Origin of the sequence: Sphaerimonospora thailandensis, from assembly GCF_016863115.1 — a bacterium.
In the GTDB taxonomy this organism is placed as follows: domain Bacteria; phylum Actinomycetota; class Actinomycetes; order Streptosporangiales; family Streptosporangiaceae; genus Sphaerimonospora; species Sphaerimonospora cavernae.
Window position 1 is genome coordinate 18207 of sequence record NZ_BOOG01000047.1, and the last position, 21623, is coordinate 39829.

The 21623-nt window shown below is 68.8% G+C and carries 20 protein-coding genes; 2 read left to right on the top strand and 18 right to left on the bottom strand.

Annotated features, from left to right (window positions below):
* Nucleotides 1-10: 10 nt before the first annotated feature.
* The 15 genes from Mth01_RS22335 to aroA form a co-directional block, all read right to left on the bottom strand.
* Nucleotides 11-451 carry a FixH family protein gene (locus Mth01_RS22335; RefSeq protein ID WP_204017878.1) on the bottom strand — a complete coding sequence of 147 codons (441 nt, stop codon included), beginning with the start codon at nt 449-451 and terminating at the stop codon, nt 11-13.
* A 28-nt stretch (nt 452-479) separates the two neighbouring features.
* The gene (locus tag Mth01_RS22340; RefSeq protein WP_204017879.1) at nt 480-758 is read right to left on the bottom strand and encodes a hypothetical protein; all 279 of its coding nucleotides are present in this window, start codon (nt 756-758) and stop codon (nt 480-482) included.
* A gap of 2 nt (nt 759-760) precedes the next feature.
* Nucleotides 761-2668, bottom strand: coding sequence for an ABC transporter ATP-binding protein (locus Mth01_RS22345; protein WP_204017880.1), 1908 nt, complete (start codon nt 2666-2668; stop codon nt 761-763).
* A complete protein-coding gene (locus Mth01_RS22350) occupies nt 2661-4412 on the bottom strand; it encodes an ABC transporter ATP-binding protein (RefSeq protein WP_204017881.1) in 1752 nt (583 codons plus the stop codon). The genes Mth01_RS22345 and Mth01_RS22350 overlap by 8 nt, the downstream gene beginning before the upstream one ends.
* A gap of 295 nt (nt 4413-4707) precedes the next feature.
* Nucleotides 4708-5988, bottom strand: coding sequence for an ATP-grasp domain-containing protein (locus Mth01_RS22355; protein WP_204017882.1), 1281 nt, complete (start codon nt 5986-5988; stop codon nt 4708-4710).
* A gap of 35 nt (nt 5989-6023) precedes the next feature.
* Nucleotides 6024-7247, bottom strand: a complete 1224-nt coding sequence (locus tag Mth01_RS22360; RefSeq protein ID WP_204017883.1) for an ATP-grasp domain-containing protein — start codon at nt 7245-7247, stop codon at nt 6024-6026.
* Complete coding sequence (locus tag Mth01_RS22365; protein ID WP_204017884.1) at nt 7247-8356, bottom strand: GNAT family N-acetyltransferase; 1110 nt, start codon at nt 8354-8356, stop codon at nt 7247-7249. The genes Mth01_RS22360 and Mth01_RS22365 overlap by 1 nt, the downstream gene beginning before the upstream one ends.
* Before the next feature lie 7 nt (nt 8357-8363).
* Nucleotides 8364-9656, bottom strand: a complete 1293-nt coding sequence (locus Mth01_RS22370; RefSeq protein ID WP_204017885.1) for an ATP-grasp domain-containing protein — start codon at nt 9654-9656, stop codon at nt 8364-8366.
* A gap of 48 nt (nt 9657-9704) precedes the next feature.
* Entirely contained in the window at nt 9705-10052 is a 348-nt protein-coding gene (locus tag Mth01_RS22375; RefSeq protein ID WP_204017886.1) for a carboxymuconolactone decarboxylase family protein, read from the bottom strand.
* A 56-nt stretch (nt 10053-10108) separates the two neighbouring features.
* Nucleotides 10109-11362 carry a M28 family metallopeptidase gene (locus Mth01_RS22380; protein WP_204017887.1) on the bottom strand — a complete coding sequence of 418 codons (1254 nt, stop codon included), beginning with the start codon at nt 11360-11362 and terminating at the stop codon, nt 10109-10111.
* A 47-nt stretch (nt 11363-11409) separates the two neighbouring features.
* A complete protein-coding gene (locus Mth01_RS22385) occupies nt 11410-11619 on the bottom strand; it encodes a hypothetical protein (RefSeq protein WP_204017888.1) in 210 nt (69 codons plus the stop codon).
* 137 nt (nt 11620-11756) lie between these two features.
* Nucleotides 11757-12818 carry an inorganic phosphate transporter gene (locus tag Mth01_RS22390; protein WP_204017889.1) on the bottom strand — a complete coding sequence of 354 codons (1062 nt, stop codon included), beginning with the start codon at nt 12816-12818 and terminating at the stop codon, nt 11757-11759.
* On the bottom strand, nt 12800-13546 hold the full coding sequence (locus Mth01_RS22395; protein WP_204017890.1) for a CTP synthase C-terminal region-related (seleno)protein: 747 nt from the start codon (nt 13544-13546) through the stop codon (nt 12800-12802). The genes Mth01_RS22390 and Mth01_RS22395 overlap by 19 nt, the downstream gene beginning before the upstream one ends.
* A gap of 71 nt (nt 13547-13617) precedes the next feature.
* Nucleotides 13618-15141: a 2,3-bisphosphoglycerate-independent phosphoglycerate mutase gene (gene gpmI, locus Mth01_RS22400; protein ID WP_204017891.1), complete on the bottom strand. Its 1524-nt coding sequence runs from the start codon at nt 15139-15141 to the stop codon at nt 13618-13620.
* Nucleotides 15138-16445 carry a 3-phosphoshikimate 1-carboxyvinyltransferase gene (gene aroA, locus Mth01_RS22405; RefSeq protein ID WP_204017892.1) on the bottom strand — a complete coding sequence of 436 codons (1308 nt, stop codon included), beginning with the start codon at nt 16443-16445 and terminating at the stop codon, nt 15138-15140. Before aroA ends, gpmI begins: the two co-directional genes overlap by 4 nt.
* Nucleotides 16446-16966: 521 nt before the next feature.
* Here aroA and Mth01_RS22410 point away from each other — a divergent pair.
* Nucleotides 16967-17947 carry a helix-turn-helix transcriptional regulator gene (locus tag Mth01_RS22410; protein ID WP_204017893.1) on the top strand — a complete coding sequence of 327 codons (981 nt, stop codon included), beginning with the start codon at nt 16967-16969 and terminating at the stop codon, nt 17945-17947.
* Nucleotides 17948-18078: 131 nt separating this feature from the next.
* Nucleotides 18079-18375 carry an ArsR/SmtB family transcription factor gene (locus Mth01_RS22415; RefSeq protein ID WP_308440831.1) on the top strand — a complete coding sequence of 99 codons (297 nt, stop codon included), beginning with the start codon at nt 18079-18081 and terminating at the stop codon, nt 18373-18375.
* A gap of 7 nt (nt 18376-18382) precedes the next feature.
* On the opposite strand, the gene Mth01_RS22420 is transcribed toward Mth01_RS22415, so the two are convergent.
* The 3 genes from Mth01_RS22420 to Mth01_RS22430 all read right to left on the bottom strand — a co-directional run bounded on the left by Mth01_RS22420 (nt 18383) and on the right by Mth01_RS22430 (nt 21424).
* Nucleotides 18383-18685: an ArsR/SmtB family transcription factor gene (locus tag Mth01_RS22420; RefSeq protein ID WP_308440832.1), complete on the bottom strand. Its 303-nt coding sequence runs from the start codon at nt 18683-18685 to the stop codon at nt 18383-18385.
* A 136-nt stretch (nt 18686-18821) separates the two neighbouring features.
* Nucleotides 18822-19967: an MFS transporter gene (locus Mth01_RS22425; RefSeq protein ID WP_239089907.1), complete on the bottom strand. Its 1146-nt coding sequence runs from the start codon at nt 19965-19967 to the stop codon at nt 18822-18824.
* Between the two features lie 56 nt (nt 19968-20023).
* Nucleotides 20024-21424 (bottom strand): FAD-dependent oxidoreductase, encoded by a 1401-nt coding sequence (locus tag Mth01_RS22430; protein WP_204017896.1) that lies wholly within the window; start codon nt 21422-21424, stop codon nt 20024-20026.
* Nucleotides 21425-21623: the final 199 nt, after the last annotated feature.

The window sequence follows — 21623 nt, forward strand, 5'->3', positions numbered from 1 at the left end:
CAGGTGGCATTCATCTGGCCCGGACGTCGAAACGCATGGCGGCCGGTGCCGCCGAACCGCGGCTCACCTGGATCGTGACGACCCAGAAGCCGGTCATGCCGAGAACGAGCCTCGCTTCGTAGGCGTCGCCGTTGAGGGTGGCCGTCTGCTCGGAAGATCTCTGCATGTTCATGCTGGGCATGTCGTAGTTGACCTTCACGGTGGCGTCGCGGACGGGTTCGCCGGCCGAATCCCTGATCGTGAACTGGGCCACGGCGACCATGCCGCCCTTCGCCGGACACGGAACCGTCGTGAACCGCACGGTGAGCCCGGCACCCTGCTTCTCCGTCTGGCACGCCGCAGGTGAGGTCGTCTCGTCGGCCCTGCTCTGCGCGCAGCCGGCCACCGCCGTCGCGACGAGGAACGCGGCGAGGAGCCCGGCGACCGCGGTGCGAATTGAGCGCCTGCTCATCGTTTCCCTCCCGACTGGATATCGCGCCCTATCCGCAGCACGAACTCTTGACAGCGGGGGTGGTCTCCTCGCCCGCCTTCGGCTTGGGACCGCAGCACGACGCCTTTTCGACGTGTACGGCCCCGGTCTCGGCGGCCCCGGTCCCGGCGGCCGCGGCATCGGCGGCCCCGGTTTTGGGAGCCGCGGTTCTGGGGCCGCAGCACGAACTCTTGCTCTCGGCCTGAGTGACGGGCAACGGCTCGTTGTTCGCGGCGGCCCAGAAAAGCCGACCGACACTCTGTCCGACACTCTGTCCGGTGGTGGACATGGCTACTTCCTCCCAGCGGGTACGGTGATTTCTCCGGTTTGGACCTTGCAGAGCTCGGCGAGCCGGCTTTCACCCGTGAGAAGTTCCACCGGGGTGCCCGACTCGACGATCCGGCCGTCTTCGAGCACGAAGACGCGGTCGAGATCCTCGACCAGGCTCAGCCAGTGCGCCACCACGATCGCGGTGCGGCCGTCCAGCAACCGCCGGATCGCCGCCAGCACGACGCGCTGCCGGGCCGGGTCCACACTGGACACCGCCTCGTCGAGGATGATCACTCTTGGGTCGGCGACCATCGCGCGTGCGAGGGCGACGAGTTGCCGCTCGCCGACGGACAGACGCGCCCCGCGCTCGCCCACCCTGGTCTGGTAACCGCCGCTCAGTTCGTTGATCACCTCGTCGGCGCCGATCGCCCGTGCGGCCTCGACGACCTCCTCATCTGTGGCGTCCGGCCTGCCGAACCTGATGTTCTCCGCGACCGTCCCGTCGAAGAGCTGAGCCTCCTGTGTGACGAGCAGGACCTGGGCGCGTATGGACGACCTGGTCACCTGGGACACGTCGTGGCCGTCGATGCGGATCGTGCCCGATGTCGGCGAGTAGAAGCGGACGAGCAGTTGCATCAGGGTGCTCTTGCCGGCACCGCTGGCGCCGACGACTCCGACGTGCTCCCCGGGCCGTGCTTCGAACGTCACATCGTGGAGGACCTCGACTCCGTCCGCGTAACCGAAACTCACCCGGTCGACGTGCAGGTGACCTCGGACCTCGGGCAGCGTGTCGCCGGTGTCCTCTTCCTCGTCCAGATCCAGCACCTCGAGGATGCGACTGGCCGACACCGCCATGTCCGAAGCCTGACCGAGCTGGTGGGCCACGTCCCGGACCGGGTTCAGCATTCGCTTCGAGAACAACGCGAACGCGGCCAGCGTGCCGGCGGCCAGTGCGGCGCCCTGAGCCATGCCCATCGAGGCCATCATCGAGTTGGTGCCGAGGAGCATCCAGGTCATCGGCATCATTCCGGCGGCCAGGTCGAAGAAGAAGCCCGAGCCGAGCGGATGACCGTTGATGATTTGAAGCCCACCGAAGAAGATCAGCAAGGCCAAGGCGATGTGGACGGTGAAGCCCAGATAGGACGTGAGCCACAGCCGCTTCGTCGACAACCTGTTGTGGACCTTGGTGTAGCCGGCCGAGCGCTCCTCCAGGTCGGCCATGACGCTGTCTTCCCTGCCGAACGCACGGATGTCGGCGAGCCCGTCGATGCGCTGGTTCAGATAACCGACGACGCCGTCCCAGGCCTCGCGCTGCCGCCGCGTGTCCGCCTTCAGATAGCGCGTCCAGCGCACCGCGATGATCGCCATGATCGGGATGACGACGATCGTGGGCAGGGCGACCCCGGGGCTCAGTGCCAGCAGGAACACCGCGAACGCGATGAACCACACGCTGCTCTGCACGAGCTCCAGACCGGTCTTGGTGATGTATCCGCGGAAGCGCTCCGCCTCGAACAGCACGCGGGTCACCCAGGTGCCGCTGGCCTGCGAGACGTGCCGGGACAGCTGCACGTTGTGCAGGCGGCGCACCAGGTCGTTGCGGAGCGTAACGGTGAGCCGCTCGTTCACCCGGATCATCGCGACGTTGTAGGTGATGCGGATGATGTTGTCCAGGACCGCGAGAACCACCAGGTTGACCGCGGTCCGCCCGACCGCGTCGAGGTCGCCCATGACGATGTGACCGATGCCCGCCATGACGGTGTACATCTGGGCGATCGTCATCACGGAGTTGAGGATGGTCATCAAGGTGGCCAGGGCGATCCACCCGATGTGCGGCCTCAGGTAGGGAAGCAGTCGCCGGGCCGCCCGGCGGAGGGTCCGGTCGGCCTCGCTCTCTTCGAGGGGTGCGGCCACCGTGGCCGAATCAGCCATTGGTCTTGCCCCCTTCCTGGAGGCCGGCGGATGCCAGCGGCCGGGCCGACGGCGCGTCGCCGGCCGCGGGATCGACTTCGGGTACGGGCGCCGCCGGCGAGGTGGGCGTCACGGGAGCGCCGTTGTTCAACGCGATCACTCGGTCGACGTGTCGCGTCACGGCGGGCTGCTGGGTCGCGATGATGAGCGTTCTGCCCCGCCGTACTCGCATGATGGTGTCGAGCAGTTCCGCCTCGGTTTCCGCGTCGAGGTTGGCGGTCGGGTTGTCCAGGAACAGGATCGCGGGGTCGACGAGCAGGACGCGGGCGAGCCCCACACGCTGACGCTCGCCGGCGGACAGGTCCGCCGCGTCGGCGGCGAGCGTGCGCTCAAGCGGGAAATGACCGAGCCCTGCCGCTCCGGCCGCTTCGGCGACCTCCTCCGGGGTGGCGTCGGGCCGGGCGAAGCGAATGTTGTCGGCCAGGGTTCCCTCGAAGATCCACTGCCGTTGGGGTAGGCACACCACCTGGCGCCGGAGCGATTCCAGGTCGTACTCGCGGACGTCGGTGCCGTCGTAGCGGACTATTCCCGACTGGGGGTCGCGCAGCCGGGCCAGCGCGTGGAGCAGGGTGGTCTTGCCGCTGCCGGTCGGCCCGACGAAGGCGATCACCTCGCCTGGCGTGACGTCCAGGCTCACCTCGTCGAGAACCCGCCGTTCCCCGATGTCGACGACGAGAGCGGTCGCGGTGAGCGCACCGGTGAGCGAAGGCATGGGACGGGTCCCGGACCGGATGTCCAGCACGGACGGCGCCTCCACGATGCGCAGCAGGCGCTGGGCGATCACGACTGATCGGAAGACCCCGTTGGCGTGCATGGTGACCATGTGCATGCTCATCTGCACCATCATGATCAGCGCGGTGAGCGCGACCAGGCTGCCCACGGTCAGACCGCCCTCGACCACCGCGGCGCCGCCCAGCCACAGGGCGATCGGCGTCGGCAGCGCGCCCACGACGTTGAGGATGGCCTCCCAGCGGCTGTAGGTGGTCTTCATGCTGCCCCGGCGCGCGGACAGCTCTTCATTGATCTTGTTCAGCCGATCCGAGGCGGCGCCCTCACGGCTGAAGGACTTCACGACTCCGATGTTCGAGAGGGATTCCCCGACCCCGGAGAGCAGGTTGGTGAACTGTCCCTTCACCTCCACGAACACCCGGTGCAGGCGCCCCTGCACGGTGAGATGGCCCACGATCACGATGACCAGCGGGATCGAGGCGAGAAGCGTGGTGCGGACGTCGATCACCATTGCGACCAGGTACATCACCGAGGTGACGAGAAGCTGGTTGAGCAGTTCCAGCAGGCCGCCGTTGGTCAGGCCGCGGACGAAGACCGCGTCGGAGACCAGCCGTGTCAGCGCCCTCCCGCCGGATGCCTCGGCCGTGTCGGCGGGACCGAGCCGGAGGAGATTGCGGAACAGGTCATGCCGCAGATCGTTGACGGCCCGGCTCGCGACTTTGAAGCGGAGCTGCTTGCCGAGGTGAAGCAGTGTCGCGGAGACCGCCCCGATGGCCAGGACGCCGACCGCGATCACGAGCAGCAGGCCCGGGTCACCGCCGAGGACGCCCGCGTCGATGGCGACGCGCATGACCAGTGGGATGGCGATGCTGCTGAGCAGGCCGGCCAGCATCGTGAGCGTGGCCACGGTCATCGCCCGTCGGTAGCGGAGCGGGTAGCCGTAGATGAAGCGCAGCGCGTGAAGCGTCTCTTTCACTTACCTCTTCCTTCCGGCCGGCCCCCTGTGCACCTCTGAGGCGCGGCGCGGTCCTTGGATGGTGGGCCGCGCCACGCCCGGTCGCACAGACACGCCGCTTCCTAGTCGCAGCACGCGCACGCGCAGCTGCATTCGGCGCCGTCTTCGGCCGCGTCCTCGATGCCGCTGGTCTCGCAGCAGCCCGAGCCGATCATGTCGTCCGCCATCACGCACCCCTCTCCCATCTGATTTGATAATTTCAAGATTATGAAATCAGAGCTCACGGATCCCGTCAAGACCGGGCATATGCCCGGTGTCAACAGCAGGACGAGTGCGTCTTCGCGCTCTCCGACTCGGCGTCGTGCAGGGGCTCGACCCGGAGGTCCAACCACGCGATGATCCGCTCGTAGTCCCGGGCGACCTCTTCACGGCTGTTTCCGGCCAGCACGATTCGGCCGAACGCCCCACCTCGCGGATGGTTGATCGCGAGCACGGCCTCTCCCGGCTCGACGTCGATCTCGATCAGTGGTTCGACCGGAGACTCCAGCCCCTCGACCTCGCGCAGCGCCTCCTGGCGATACCACAGACTGCCTTCGTGTTCGAAGACGAGGCTGCGGTAGAGGCCGACGGGCGCCTTGGGGGGATCAGGTCGCATCTGGCGGCCCAAGGCGGCCTCCACCGCGACCAGCGTCGACTCGTATCCGCTGGTCGCCGTGATGAGCGCGACCCCCTGACCACCTGCCACCCGCGGGTTGATCTCGACGACCCTCGGCCCGGCCTCGGTCAGGATGAACTGCACCAGAGCGATCCAGTTGTCGAGCCCGACGGCGGCGAGGGCGCGCTCGGTCAACTCGCTCACCCGGGAGAGATCGTCCTCGGCCAGCGCCCCCGGGAACCAGCCACCGAGCTTGACGAACTTCGGCGGCGGTCCCACTTCGCCCTCGAAGACGTAACAGATCTCGGTCTCTCCCCCGGCGCGGCTGGCGAAAACCCCGATCTCCGGCCCGATGAGATATTCCTCGACCAGCGCGCTGTCGCGCCCGCCGTCCAGGATGTCCCGGACGGCGACGGACACCTCCTCCGCTGTGGCGCAGTGCATGAGTCCCACCGCACTCGTCGCGTCCCGCGGCTTGACGACGACGGGCAGGCTGATCTCCTTGGCCGCCGTCACCCCTTCCTCCGCACTGCCGACGACGTGGTGACGGGTGACGGCGAGGCCGGCCTCGGCCAGACACCTGTGCGTGGCGGCCTTGTCGTTGCAGTTCCCGGCGGCCTCGGCGGTGATCCCTGTTGCCAGACCCAGACGCTCGCGCAACACACCGGCCAGGGGAACGAGTCGGTCGACCTGGCTCACCACCGCGGTGAACGGTCGCGTGGCGTGCACGCGCTCGACCTGCTTCACCACCGATTCCCAGTCGTCGAAGTCCACCTCGAAGGGGATGTCGATCAATGCGAAAAGGTCGAAGGGGATGAACTCGTCGGCGAAGCCGACTTCGTAGTCGGTCCGCTCCTTCAGCATCGTGACGGTGCGGTGCCCGCCGAGCACCAGCACGCGGGTCACCTCCCGCGCCGCCTGTGGTCCCGACTTGTCTGACATCGGTAGGTCACCATCCTCATCCGGGGCAGGTGGTCTCACGTTCCGTTCCGCTTCAGGCGTGGCCGCAGCGCATCGACGGCCCGCCGGTAAGCGGGCTCGAGCGACTCCGCCGTGTCCGCGTAGACGACGACGCGCCCGTAGACCCCGCCGTCAACGTGATCGACGGGGAGCACCCGCTCTCCCGGCTCGACGTCCATGGACACACTGAGGCAGGCGGGGCCGTCTCCGGCCATCGCGAGCGCCCCGGGGTCGTAGTCGACCGTGCCGGCCGTGTCGAAGGCAACGCACCGATACATGACATGACCGGCCACGGGCGACCGCCGGGTGACGGGCCGGCCCAGTGCGACCTCGATCGCGGCCCGCACCATGTCGACGCCGGAGACCGCCTCCGTCACCTCGCACAGGCGTCCACCGGGTGGACGCGCGCTGACATTGATCACCGCCGGACCCGCCGGACCGAGGCGGACCTGGGTGTGGGCGATCCCGCTGTCGACGCCCAGTGCCCGCAGAGCTCGGGCGACGAAGGCCCCGAGCCTCACCTCGCCCTGGTCGCCGAGGCCGCTGGGAAAGTCATAGCCCGTCTCGACCGGTCGCGCCCCGGTCGCCGTGTGCTGCGCCAGCACACTGATCACCTCGGTGGCTCCGCCCACGGTCACGGTCTGCACCGCGTACTCGGGACCCTCGACATGCTCCTCAACCAGCAGGTTGGGGCTCGTCTCCGCCCACAGAGCGGTGACCGCCGCGGCCACCTCTTCCGGGCTGCGGCACAGCCGGGTTCCCCTGCCCCCGGCGGCCCCCATTTTCTTGACGACGACCGGATATCCCAGGCGCCGGGCCGCGGCCGCCGCCTCATCGGGATCGCCCACGACCGCGTACGCCGGTCCCGCGATGCCGCCCGCCTCGAGAGTCAGCCGCATCCGGAGCTTGTTGTCGCAGTTGAACGCGGCGGGCAGGGCGAGCCCTGCCACGTCGAGCCGCGCGGCGAGGTAACCGGCCAGGGGCAGGTACGCATCGTAGACGCTCAGCACCCCGGCGAAGGGCCGCGCGTCGTGGAGTCCACGGACGACGGCCTCGGTGGCCGCCCAATCGTCCAGGTCGAGGTCCAGGGGCAGGTCGACCAGGCAGGCGAGGTCGATGGGCGTGGGATCGCTGAGGAAAACCGTGTGGACGCCCATCTCCCCGAGCACATCGACCACCCGACGGCCCGAAACGCACAGGATGCTCGGCCGAGCGTCGGCCGTGGCGAGTCGTTCAGGCATCAGCAGCACCTGCTCACTACGTCAAGCCCGTCAGGCGAGGCCTGGCTCCGCACCTCCAACTGCCGGCACCACGCGTGCAGCAGTGCGTCATGGCGCCGGTTCGCCGATTTCAGCGCGAGGAAGAGCGGCGTGCCGATCGCGCCGTATCGGCGCTTGATGGGGGCGTTGCCCCGGCCCAGGTTGAGCACGCGGGTGTCCGAGGTGACCGCCGCTTCGATGGTGTGCGCCAGCATCGAGTGGTAGGGCTCGAACGCGGCATACCGTGCGGCCCGTAACCCGGCGATCCACAACGACCACTCGGCCCCGAACTGCCAGCCACTGAACATGGCCGCGATCCCGTCGGCGTCGGCCGCGACGATCGTCCTCTCGTAGGGCCGCAGGTGCCGGTGCAGGGCCCGCAGGTACGCCTCGGGGAACACGTCGACCGGTGTTCCGTGGGCGCGGAGCAGATCGTGGGCGAGTCGCACCATCGTGTCCGCGTCCAGCCGTGTTTCGGCGATGACCAGGCCTTCGGCCCGCTGCCGCTGTTCTCGCCAGAGCTTGCGTCGGCGGCGGCCCGGCAACGTGCTCCAGTATTCGGCGGGAGACGGCCATGTGGTGTCGATGTGGTACGCCGTGGCCACGTGCGCCACCGCGTAACCCTCGCGCAGGAGCAATCCGGTGGCGGCGCCGGCCGGAAGGTTCGCGACGCCCCACGCCCATGCGTCCAACACCGAGGCCGCCTGTTCCAGACCGGCGATCAGCGCCGCCGCGGCGTCTCGATGGCCCGGCAGCACCAGAGGACCCCCGATCAACCCGGCGAGGCTGTGCGCGAGCAGAACCGGACCCCGGTCGCGCAGCCCAGGTGCCGCACTGAGGGAGTACGCGTAGTCCAGTCGCGGGCAGTGGTGCACCAGGAAGGCGGGACAGACCCCGACCAGCTCATCTCCTCGATAGGCCAGCAGATGAGCGGGCTGGAACGTCCCCGGGGGCGCCTCTTCGAACGCGGCCAGCCACTCCCAGGCGTAGAAGGTCGTGCCGCCGCAGCGGCGTACCACGTCGTTCCAGACGTCCCTGTCGATGCCGGCCACCCCGCCCGAGAGCATCACGCGATACTCGTGGCTCGTCACGATCACCTCAGCAGCACGACTTGAACTCACGGCTGTCCGATCCGGTCCAGGCGAGGTCATCGGCCGGCATCACCCGCAGGTCCAGCGCTTCCCTGACGGCGCGAACACCGTCGGCGACCTCTGTCGTCGAATGGCCGAACACCACGATCCGGCCGTACACCCCGCCTTCCGGGTGATCCATCGGCAGCACCGGCTCACCCGGCGCGACCTCCACCTCGACGATCGGCGCCGGCGACCGCGATAAAGCCGATATATCAACATCAGTCCGGTACGTCAGGAATCCCGGCTCGTCGAAGACGACGCTGCGGTACAGGGCATGCGTGGCCCGCGGCGCTCCGATGGTCACCGGGAGGCCGAGCGCCAACTGCGAGACCGCCACGATCATGTCGACGCCGGACACGACGGAGGTCATCTCGACCAGGCGGCCGCCCGGACGGCGCGCGTTGACCTCTACGATGCGGAACCCGCCGGGCCCGCGCCGTACCTGCGTGTGGCTGATCCAGTCCGTGATCCCGAGGGCGGCCAGCGCCGAAGCGACCATTTCCGCGAGGGCCGACTCGTCGGTGCTGCCGAGGCCGCTGGGGTGTTCGTAACCTGTCTCCACGAAAATCGGCGGCTCGGTCATGTACTGGCGGAACACGCTCAGCAGCCGCGTGCGTCCGTTCTGGGTGAGGGTCTGCACGGCGTACTCGGGCCCGTCCAGGTACTCCTCGATCAGAACGCCGGCCCGGGTGGCCGGGCCCGGATCGGCGAGGATGGCATTCGCCGCCTGCCGCACCTCGTCGGTGGTGAGGCATCGCCGTACCCCGAAGGCGCCGGCCCCGTCTCGCGGTTTCAGCACGACGGGCAGGCCGATGTCCGCGGCGATCCGCACCGCGTCCGCTGCGTCGTCCGCGAGCCCGAACTCCGGCACGGGCAATCCGGCGCGGCGGAGCCGGTTACGGGTCTGCCACTTGTCCCGGCAGTTCCATGCCGCGTCGAGGGTCAGCCCCCGCCCGTCACGGAGGAAGCACTCCGTGAGGTGGGCCATCAACGGGATCCGCGTTTCCACGTGGGTCAGCACCGCCGCGGGCGGGGTTCCGCCGAGCCGGTCCTTGATCAAATCGGAGACCAGGTCCCAGTCGTCCACGTCCACGTCGATCGGCACATCGGCCCAGAGCATGCACCGCAGCGGGACTCGCCGGTCCAGGTAGAGGATCCGGTAGCCGAGTTCGCGCAGGATGGTGAACTCCCTTTCGGCACGGCCGCCGATGAGGACGACCGTGCCCCCCGGAGTTTCGCCGCCGGCTGTCACCGGCATTCCCCTTCCGTTGTCGCTGACGTGATGCGCCAGAAAGCCGATGAGCGATCAGCAGCAGGTGTTGGCCCTCTTCACCGGTGCGGCCGCCGCCGTGGCGGGTCGGCGCAGGGCGTCGAGCTTCAGGACCTCGACGATTCCCGCCACCTGCCCGATCTCCTCGTTTCCCAGCCCGATCTGTTTGGCCGTCGCCAGGAAGGCGCGCACGGTCTCCTCCCGGTCCAGCACCAGTGCCGCCGCGAGGGCGACGGCGGCGCGTGTCTTCGGATCGAGGGCCTTGCCGTCGAAGACCGCGTTGAAGAAGCCCTCGAAACTGTCGGAAAAGCTCGCGTGACTGTCCCTGACCTCAGGGGCGAGCCCGATGAGCTGGGTCGAGATGGACGGCGGTGTGCTCGCCATTACTACTCCTCGTGTGTTGGGGGTGTGCTCCGCGGCCGGCGGGCGCCGGGACGGCGTCACGCTCCGGCCGCACGTGTCGTCTCAAGTGCCAGGCGACCGATGGCGACCAGCAGCAGCCGGCCGGCCATGCGAAGGGCACCCGGCTCGACGTGCTCCGGGCCGTCCAGCGGCGAGTGGTAGTGAGCCGCGCCCAGGCCCAGGCCTACGGCGGGGAACCCGGCCGCTGCGTACCGCCGGTTGTCCGAGGCCACCGGACCGACGGCCAGCGGGATGCCGAGCATGCGTCCCGCCTGGTCGAGGGCGTCCCGGATCGCTTCGGAATCCGGCCCCAGCTCGGCCGCCACGGCGCCGTTGAACTTCGCCGCCATGTCCAGGTTGACGACGTCCGGGCGGTCACCGGCTGCGGCGAGCCGGCCCGCGTGGTGCAGCGATCCCCGGGCGCCCACCTCCTCGGCGTCGAGCGCGGCGAAGACCACAGGACGAGCCGGCGTGAAGCGCTGCGCCACGAGCGTACGGGCGACCTCGACGAGCACGCCCGTTCCACTGGCGTTGTCGCCGGCGCACGGATAATGCCGTCCGGGATCCGCCCCGACCCCGTCGTAGTGCGCGGTGACCAGCACCGGCCGGCCGGCGAGATCGGGATCGGTGCCGGGCAGCGCGGCGACGACATTGGCACCGGTGACGGTCCCGCGCCAGATGGGCATGATCGCTCGTACGGTGTCGCCGTCCAGGGCGGCCAGGTGCTCGTCCCGGACGGCGATGACGGGGAGATCCACGGGTGCTTCGCCCACGACCCGCTTTGTCAGGAAGCCGGAGGCAGCGGGTCGCTGCGGCGTCAGCAGGCCGATGCCCCCGCCCGCGCGGACCGAATCGGCCAGTTCGGCGAAGGCACTCCCGCTCGGCACGCGTTCCACGACGCTCCAGGCACCGTCCCGGGGTGCGCCGTCCCATCGCGAGACGGGACCCTCGACGGGCCTGTCGATCGAGGCGGAGCGAGGGTGCTCAGCGAAGTCACGGCGGTGTTCGAGCGCCCCGGACAGGTGCGGGCCCGAAACGGTGAACATCGGTTGCGAGTCCAGCCTGAATACTCCCGGTACCTGGAACGTGTCCGTGACGGGGCGCAACCCGAGAGCTCCCAGTTCGCTCACGATGAGCCCGGTGGCATGGTCGCGTCCCCGCGTACCCACGGCCCGGCCGGACAGCCGCTCCGCGCAGAGCGATTCCAGGACGGCCATCGCCCGTGACTCGTCGAAGGCATCGGCCAGCGCCATGAGCCTTCTCTCGATCTCGGGCCGGGCGGTCGTGGTCATCCGGGGTCAGGCCTTTCTCGTGATGTCATGGCCGGTTGTCCGTACGCCTATGTCCCGCAGCAGCCATCGCTCGTCGTGCGCGGCTCGCCGCAGCAACTCCCGGACGCGTGCTCGAGATCGGCTTCGGTGACGGTGATCTCAACGGGGCCCGAGGCGGGTTCGCCGCAGCAGCCGGTCGCGGCCGCGCCGCTGTCCTGCGGCGAGCCGGATATGAATCCGCCGGTGACGCGTTCCTCGGTGTCCTGTCGCCGATTCATGTCGTCATCCCCTCTGTTGATTCGATAATTTCTTAGTTATAAGATCATCGAATCATGCTCCTGTCAATGAGCGGCCGCCGGGACTGTTCCGACGGCCGCCGGCATCGGGAAGGAGGGGCGTCAGGAAAGGTCGGGTGTCAGGAAAGAACGAGATAGGCGCCGGCGGCGACGGCCGCACCGACCGGCGGCGTCAGCAGCCATGCGATCAGGAGATCGCGCACGGTCTTCTTGTTCAGCCGGGAAAGGTCGTTCGCCGCGATGCCGGAGATCGCACCGGCCGAGACCTGGGTCGTGGACATCGGCAGGCCGAGCATGGCACCGAGTCCCACCAGGGCCGCGGTGGTCAGGTTGGCGGCGAAGCCCTCCGCGTGCGGAATCTTGATGACCGAGTAGGCGAGACGGTCGGCGACACGGGAGCCGGCCACGAGCCCGCCGATCGCCATGGCGGCCGTGACGGCGAAGAGCAACGTGGTGGTGGTCATCCCTCCGACCAGCGCGAAGGATCCGATCGCCACGATTTTGGGCGTGTCGTTGAGCCCCCGGGCGAAACTGGCCAGACCGCTGGTGATCCAGTGGCCGATTCCGATCGCCTGCTGCGCCCTGGTCGGTTCGACGTGCGTCACCACGGTCGCGGCCGTGGTCGTCGCCGTGACGGCCGGCGTGGCGGCCGGCGTGCCGCCGGACACCGGGCTGTCACCGCTCTCGTTCCTTCTCCCCGCCGATCTGGCCATGAGCTTGCGGGTGATGAGGCCGAGCACGGCCGAGATGGCGTACGCCACGAGAATGCTGAGCAGCAGCGGCACCACGACCTTGCCGAGCAGGCCGTCCCACTGCACGCTGTCACGGGCGAACAGAACCCCGGCGCCGAGAAGCGCCCCGACCAGGGCATGTGTGGTGGACACCGGCAACGCGAACGCCGTGGCGAGGATCACCCAGACGACCGTGCCGATGAGCACCGCCGCCGCGAAGACCGGTGTCGGATTCGCCGAGACAATCCCCTTGGAGAACAGATCGGTCATCTTCGAGGCGAGCGTCAGCGACACCAGGCAGCCGAGCACGGTGGCGATGGTTCCCCATGCGATAGCCGTACGAAGCTTGGTGACGCCCGCTCCGGCGAGCGTGGCGACCCCCTTCGGTACGTCGTTGGCGCCGTTGGCCGCGGCGAGCGCCACGACGAGGATCAGGACGAATACTTCCATGTGACAGCAGCCTCCTGGGGGGTGGCAGAACTTCCGGAATGTTCGGCGTGCCGGATTACGGCGGCGACGAAGGCTTCGATGAGCGGGTGGATCGATCCGGGAGCGGAGGACAGTTCCGGTTGGAACAGAGTTCCGATGAAGAACGGGTGATCGGAGAGCTCGATCGCACGGGGGGCCTTCTCCGCGTCCCAGCCGCTGATCACCAGGGCACTCTGCTCGATCAGGTCGACATACTCCGGGTTGAGGCCGTACTTGCAGTGGAACGTCTCGACGGTCTGCTCCGCATGGGCGTAGACGGATGCGAGCCGAGTTCCGTCCCCGAGAAACAGGGAGGCCGTCTCGCCGACCATCGAGCAGCACAGAGCAGTGATCAACGGTGCCTTGGCGTCAGGGTCGTACTGCACGTCGTCGGCGTGCGCCAGGCCAAGCGCGTTGCGCGCGTACTCGAGCAGGGCGTGCTGGAAGCCGCCGCACGTGCCCAGGTACGGAATGCCCGCCTCCCTGGCCAGACGGATGGCCGACAGCACTCCCTCCTTCGATGCGTAGGGAGAGCCGGGGACGACCCAGATGCCGGAGTACGGTCTGAAGGTCTCCGGGCCGCGGATGGTTTCCGTGGGGATCCAGTCGACCTCGACATCGAGAAACGGGATGAACGCGTCCAGCCGCGGATGGGCCGGAACCTTGGCACTGTGGTCTCCGATCACGGCGATACGTGGACGTTCTGGCATTACTCGATCTCCTCCGTCGTTTGCCTGATACGTCGACTCGCCGGACGGAACCGTGCGGGCCGGCTCGGCGCTCACAGCAATGACCTGCCGGTCATGGCGGCGCCGGGCGGATGACCCAGCAGGGCCAGAACCGTGGGCGCGACGTCGGCGAGGGTTCCCTCGGACTTCAGTTCGCCGCCGGCCGACCGGCCGTGCGGAGCCGGCACGTACACGAGCGGCACCGGATTCGTCGTGTGCCCCCCGTACGGCCGCAGGCCTCCGTCGGCGTCCGGCCGCGTCATCTGCTCGGCGTTCCCGTGATCGCCCACGAGAAGCACCCACCGTCCTGTCTCGCCGGCGGCCGCGCAGATCCGGCCGACCGCCGCATCGGTGTGTTCCGCGGCCGCGACCGTCGCCTCCGCGTCTCCGGTGTGCCCGACGACGTCGATGTTCGCCAGATTCGCGACGACCAGCGCCACATCGGCGCGGCGCGCGGCCTCCGTCACCGCGTCCACGACGAGCGGCAGGTTCATCTCCGGGCGGGACCGGTAGTCGGGCGGGTCGTCCCCGGTGATCCTGACGTGCTCCTCGACCGCGCGAACTCGATCGTCACGGCCGTTGAGGTAGTAGGTCACGTGCTCGAACTTCTCGCCTTCCGCGATGCGGACCGAGCGCAGCCCATGCCGCTCGAGCTCGTCGGCGAGCCCTCCCGACGCGTCCGCGCGATCCACCAGGGGGGGAATCGCCGCCCGGGTGTCATATCTGGCGAGGCTCAGCACGGTTACGTCGCGTGCCGCCAGATGGGTCACGAGCGCGTCGGCGAGTTGCTGGATCCGGTCGCTGCGGAAGTTGGTGAACAGGATGGCATCCCCCTGTCCGACCACGCCGGGTGGCGTGTCCTCCGCCTCGACGATCACGCTGGGCGGCACCCACACGTCACTGCGCTGCCCGTCGAGAGCGTCCCGCGCCCGCGCGACGCCGACCCCCACTCCGTCCGCGATCGCCCGCATGGCCGCGCCGGTAAGCTCCAGGTCTCCGCTCTTGTCGAGCGCGTACCCGCGGCCGATCACCGTCGCGATCCGGCCGGTTCCCGCCTCGGCTGCGAATTTCTCGACCAGGTCGAGATATCCCGCGGCGGTACCGTCGCCGACGTCACGGCCGTCCGTGATCGCATGGATCCATACGGCGGGCACGCCCGAGCTCGCGGCGATGCGCAGGAGCTCCCTGAGATGGTCGACATGGGCGTGAATCTGCCCGTCCGAGCACAGTCCCACCAGGTGGAGGGCCCGGCCGGTCGCGGCGAGTTTCGCGCACACCTCGTTGAGCAGTGGATGGTCCGCGAGCGCGCCCGTTTCTATCTGGCGCTGCACGAGGAGGCTGTCGTACGGCAGCGGCCGGCCGGCGCCGATCACCATGTGCCCGATCTCGGAGTTGCCGACGGTTCCCGGCAACAGGCCGACGGCCTCACCCGAGGCCTGGACCAGGGTCGAGGGCCGCTCGGCGATCAGCGAGTCGATGTCGGGCATCGCCGCCCGGCTGAGCGCGTTGGCCGGGCCGGGCGGGGCGTGGCCCCACCCGTCCAGCACCAGCAGGATGCCCCGCGACGCGAGGTTCACCGGGTCGACTTCCCGTCGGGGAACGTCGTCGACTTCCCGTCGGGGAACAGGGTGTCGAGGGTCTCCCAGAACGTGGGGTACGACTTCGCGACGCAGCCGGGATCCTTGATCACCACCCCTTCGGTACGCAGCCCGGCGATCGCGAAGCACATCGCGATCCGGTGGTCGTCGTAGGTCTCGATGACCGCTCCCGTGGGCGTGCCGCCCGTGATGGTCATCGCGTCATGGTGTTCGTCCACGGCGATGCCCATCTTGCGCAGTTCGTTGGTGACCGCCGCTATGCGGTCGCATTCCTTGACGCGCAGGCTGGCGATGTTGCTGATGTGCGTGGTCCCCCGGGCGAAGGCGGCGACCACCGCGAGCGTCGGCACGACGTCGGGCATGCTCTCCATGTCGATCTCGATGCCGTGCAGTTCCCCGCCGGTGAGCGTGATCCCCTTCTGGTCGAAGGACGCGGCGCAGCCCATCCGGGCCAGCGCGTCGACCAGGCCCACATCGCCCTGATAGGAGTCCCGGCCTATGCCGGGAATCGTGACGCGACCGCCGAGCACCGCGGCGGCGGCCAGGAAGTAGGACATGCCGGAGGCGTCCGGCTCGACGGTGACGGATCCGCCGCGGAACGCCTGGCCTGCGGGAACCGTGAACCGGGCGTATCCGTCTCGCTTGATCTGCACGCCCATCTCGGCGAGCGCGGCGATCGTCATCTCGACGTAGGGCTTGGAGATGAGATCGTCGGTGATCGTGATCTCCACGTCGGTCTCGGCGAGCACGGAGTTGATGAGCAGGCTCGAGGTGAACTGGCTGCTCACCGCGCCGCTGATCTGGGTGGCTCCGCCACGGAAGGAGCCGCCGGCGACCTGGACGGGGGGCGAGCCGTTGCCGCGGACGCTGACCGCGTCGACCCCGAGAGCGGGCAACGCGGCGAGCAGGTCGCCCATGGGGCGCTCCTGCATTCGTTTGTTGCCGGTGATCGTGGTCACGCCCGGGGCGTGGCCGGCCATGGAGATGAGGAACCGCAGCGGAGTCCCCGCCCCGCCCATGAAGATCTCATCGGCGGGAGCTCGCATCGGCTCGCCCGTGGGTGTGACGCGGATCGTCTCGTGCCGCTCGTCGATCTCGGCCCGCACGTGACCCAGCGCCTCGATCCCGCGAGCGAAGTACACCGTGTCATCTGATATCAGCGCGTTCTCCAGCGTCGTGTCCTGGCCGGACAACGACGCGATCGCGAGATACCGGTTGGTGTAGCTCTTGGAGCCGAGAACCTTCACTTCGGAATCGACGGTACGCAGGGTCCGTACGGTCAATTCAGTTTCCTTACGGCGGGGGTCAGGGGCACCTGCGGCCATGCTTTTCTCCTCCCACGAGCGCGTGCCGAGAGTTTCCCGGCCGGCTGGATCGGCATGTCGAAAAAACGATTGTGCGTTGTAGCCCACCTGCGGAAATCGTCGTCTGGAAACGACCGGCATGCGCACGTACCCGGGAAACGCGCCTACGCCGGATCCACGCCGTGATGCCCGGCATTCATGAGTGGACATCGTGGAACGCCACCACTGTCGTATTTGTCAGGGCTTTATGAAAGTAGCCGGAACAGGCAGCAAGTTGCCCGGCAACTTGGTGCCAAGGGCGTGGATCGACAAGGTCACAGCTCCATGGCCGGCGACCGATGTCGGACGCCGCGCAGGCGCCGGCCGCCGACCAGAGGCGTCGCAGCCGGCGGCTCGACGGCCACGGCTTTATTGACCGCCGAACGTTACAACTTTGACATGGACAGCTACAGCCGCGTGTTATTTAATGGCGTCGCCTCGCATCGGTGCTTGGGGGAACTATGCTTCAGGAATGGGGCCTGGATGCCCATGCCGACGCCATCTACCGCCTGGTGCTGACCCGGAAGAACCTTGACGTCGCAGAGGTCGCGACCCAGGTGGGCGTCTCGGAGACCTCCGTCCGTAGCACTATCGACAAGCTGGTGGAGCTGTCTCTCCTGCGCCGGTCGTCCGGTACCTTGCGCGCGGGCAGTCCGAGCGTCGCCTTCCACGATCTCCTGCAGCGCCAGCGGGCAGAACTGTCGCGCCGCCAGGAGGAGTTCATGGCGGCGCAGCAGGCGGTCGCCCACCTGATCAGCGAATACAGCGAGTTGTGCGCCGTGGGCGCGCGTCATGAGTGCGATGCGCTCGAAAGCCTCGAGGCCGTACGTGCCCGCATCGAAACGCTGGCCTACTGCACGAAATCCGAGTGCCTGTCATTCATGCCAGGCGGCGCTCAGTCGCCGGAAAGCCTGGAAGCGAGCAGACCGCTCGACCACGCGATGCTGGAACGGGGTGTGACCGTGCGCACCGTGTATATGGACAGCGCGTGCAACGACACGGCGACGCTCAACTACGCACGGTGGATGGTCGCCCTCGGCGGCGAGGTCCGCACCATGCCCACCCTCCCCCTGCGGATAGTGATCTTCGATCGGGAGGTGGCGCTCATACCGCTCGATCCCGAATGCAGCAAGAAAGGTGCCGTGGAGGTTTGCGGCGCGGGCATCATCGCGGCGCTCATCGCGCTGTTCGAGCACCTCTGGACTTCCGCGACGCCATTGGGCATGGAACGGCGCTGCTGTGACAACAGCATTACCGTTCAGGAGCGCGAGTTGCTCCGACTCCTGGCACAGGGCCTCACCGACGAAGCCACCAGCAAGAAACTGGGAATCGGGCTGCGCACCCACCGTCGCATGGTCGCCGGTCTGATGGATCGTCTGGGCGCCCGTAGCCGCTTCGAGGCCGGTGTGAAAGCCGTCGAGAGAGGCTGGCTTACCGTGTAAGCCGAGGACCTTACCCCGATCTGACCACTTTCGCCATTGCCGCCCGTCTAGAACTCTGTCAATATAGGCGGGTGTCGAAGCAAGGACGCCCTCGAACGGTGATCTGCTGTCCACCGCTCGCCACGGCACCGGTGGACGTCGATCAGGCGGCAGAGGTGGCGGCGGCGTTCAAGGCGTTATCCGATCCCGTGCGGGTGCGACTGCTGTCATTGATCGCATCCCATCCGGGAGGAGAAGCATATGTGAACACCCTTTCCTCGGCCTTCGACCTGACCGGCCCGACGATCTCTCACCACCTGAGGGTGCTGCGCAATGCCGGTCTCATCGACTGTGAACGACGAGGCACATGGGTGTTCTACTGGGTCATACCCTCCGCACTGGAACGACTGAGCGCGGTGTTGAACGTGCCCGCGAAGACGGTCCCCTGACCGCGCCTCACTTCGGGATGCCGGTGAGGTCCGGTGCGGCCAGCAGAGCGGAAAGCCGGTAAAGGCGGTCACGCATCGGCCGGTAGTAAACCCACGTTCCCCGGCGCTCGTGATCGACCAACCCTGCCTCGCGCAGCAACTTCAGGTGATAGGAGATCGTGGGAGGAGCCACGTCGAAGAGGTCGGTCAGATCGCACACGCACACCTCCCCCTCTGGATGAGCGGCGATCAGCGACAGCAACCGCAACCGCACCGGATCTCCCATGGCTTTGAACATCTTCGCCATGTCGGCGGCGGCGGCGGGGTCCAACGATACGGACGCCAGAGGAGCGCAGCATGCCCCGGAAGGCGAGGCGGTCAGGCCGTCTGCGTTCGAACCGATGTTTGACATACCTCTATATTGACCTCCATCTAAGTTTGGAGCAACCCGTCGCCAGGACGTCCAGTCACAGGTGATGGTAGGCGAGCAACGCGAACGCCGCGACCGCGCAGGCCGAAACGACGGCCACCATCACCCAGTGGTAGCCCACGGCCTGGGCGAGGGCGATCGCCGCGACCGGCGCGGCGGCCTTGGCCGCCACCGAGAACATCGCGACCCGGCCGGACAGGCTCGCGTAGGCCGCGGTGCCGTACCGCTCGGCGAGCAGATACGGCAGCGTGATAGTGCCGACGCCGAAGCCGAGTCCGAAGACCAACACGCAGCCGATCGCGCCGACCGCCGAGCCTCCGGCAAGGGGCAGGGCAAGCGCACCGAGTCCCTGCAGGGCGAACACCGCTGCCGCCACGGCGGCGGCCGACCACCTGCGCCGCAGCCCGGTGGTGACCACGCGGCCGGTCACCGACAGCACGCCGAGCAGTCCGGCGACGCTCGCGGCGAACACCGGAGGGTGACCGAGATGGATCAGATAGGTGACAAGCAGCACGCCGATGGTGGCCACCGCGCCGCCGTGAGCGGTGAAGGCGGCCACCAGCAGCCAGAACGGCCGCGCCCGAACCGCCGCCTTGACCAGATCGACCCGCCGGGCGGTCCTGTCCCCGGCGACGGCGGCGCGTGCGGGACGGCGCAGCACCAGGGCATGGAACGGGATCGCCACCGTGCCGTAGGACACGGCCAAGATGATCAGGGCGGTGCGCCAGCCGTGGTGCTCGACCAGCAGGCCGGCGAGCGGCAGGAAGATGGTGGAGGCGAACCCGGCGACGATGGTGAGCGCCAGCAACGCGGTCGCCCGCCCGTTCTCATGGCCGTCGAACCAGCCGACGATCACAGCGAAGGCCGGCTCGTACAGCACCATCGCCGAGGCGACGCCGACCGCCAGGAAGACACCGTACAGCTGGGCCAGGCTGGTGACCTGCGACCAGGCCAGCACCGCCAGCGTACCGAGCACGGAACCGATGCTCATCAACGCCCGGCCTCCGTGCGCGTCCAGCCATCGTCCGATCAGCGGCGCGCACAGAGCGGTGGTCAGCACGGCCGTGGTGAGCGCGGCGGCTACCTGAGCACCGCCGGCGCCCAGGTCGCGCTGCATCGGGACGAGGAAAACCGAAAAGGCGTAATACAGCACGCCATAGCCGATGGTCTGGGTGACGGCCAACGCGGCGACGATCCGCCAACCGTGGGGGAAACCGCCACCCTTCCGGCAGAAACGGTTCAACCGCAGCAGCCGCCGCCCTCGGTGGAGGCGGAGACGCCGACCAGCGGCAGCGGCGTCGACAGCAGGCCGCCGCTGATGCCGGTGGCCAGGCCGATGCGCTGTTCCTGCGCCTCGGCGAGGCTGGAGGAGCACACGCCGGTCTCGGGGAGGTCGAGCTGGACGTCGCGGGCCGCCTCCCAGTCGCCGGCCAGCGCCGCGACCACCGAACGCGCCTGCTCGTAGCCGGTCGCCATGAGGAAGGTCGGGGCGCGGCCGTAGCTTTTGACGCCGACGGCGTAGTAGCCGGGCTCGGGGTGGGCCAGCTCGTCCACACCGTGCGCGGGGACGGTGCCGCAGGAGTGCATGTTCGGGTCGATCAGCGGGGCCAGCGCGCGGGTGGAGCCGAGGATCGGGTCCAGGTCCAGCCGCAGCTCGGCGGTGATGGAGTGGTCGGGACGGTATCCGGTGGCGGCGACGACCCGGTCGACGGTCACGCTCCGCTCGACGCCGGAGGGGTCCCGGCCGACCACCCGCACCCGCTCACCGTCCCGCTCGACGGCGTGGGTGAAGAAACCGGTCAGCAGACGGATGCGGCCGGACTCGACCAGGGCGTGCAGGCGGGTGCCCAGCGCGCCGCGGGCCGGCAGCGCGTCCGCCTCGCCGCCGCCGTAGGTGCGGGCGGCACTGCCCGCGCGGATCGCCCAGGTGACGGGGGTGCCGTCCAGCTGGGCCAGCGCGAGCAACGTGGTGGCGGCCGAGTGGCCCGCGCCGACGACCAGGGTGTGCCTGCCCTCATAGCGTTCCCGGTCGACACCGAGCACGTCGGGCAGGGCGTGGTCGATCACCTCGGCGGCGGCCTGCTCGCCGTACGCCGGCAGGCCGCTGGCGCCCAGCACGTTCGGGCTGGCGTAGGTGCCCGAGGCGTCGATGACCGCACGCGCGGACAGCTCCCGGCCGTCAGTCAGGCGGATGAGGAACGGCGCCTGTTCCCGGCCGGCGGTGCGGACCCGGTCGTAGCCGAGGCGGCTGATCGCGCTCACCCGCGCGCCGATGCGCAGCCGCTCGCCCATCAGCGCGGCCAGCGGCGAGAGATAGTCCTCGACGAGCTCGGCGCCGGTGGGCAGCCACTCGGGGTCGGGCTCGTGCCACCCGGCGGCCTGGAGCAGGCGGCGGGCCGCGGCGTCGATGTTGTACTTCCACGGGCTGAACACCCGTACGTGCCCCCACCGCGCGACCGACGCCCCGGCCCGCTCCCCCGCCTCCAGGACAAGGAAGTCCAGGTCGCGCTCGGCCAGGTGCGCGGCGGCGGCCAGCCCCACCGGGCCCGCGCCGATCACCACGACCGGCAGTTCCTCCAGGCGTGCCGCCGGCACGCTCGGCTCGAACTCGACGGTGGCAGGTCCGCAGCATCCGCTCATGACGGTTCTCCTTGCGATCGCGGGGATGGCACCCGCTTCTGTTTTTACGCCTATCTAAGTAGCTGCACAGCAGGATGCCCTACGGATTAGAGAGATGTCAAATTAGATGTTCATCTAACCATGTGTCTATCCCGGGCTGCCCGGCTCAAAGAACAGCGGGAAGACGCGGGGGGGAGCAAGAGGGGAGCACGGGGGGAGC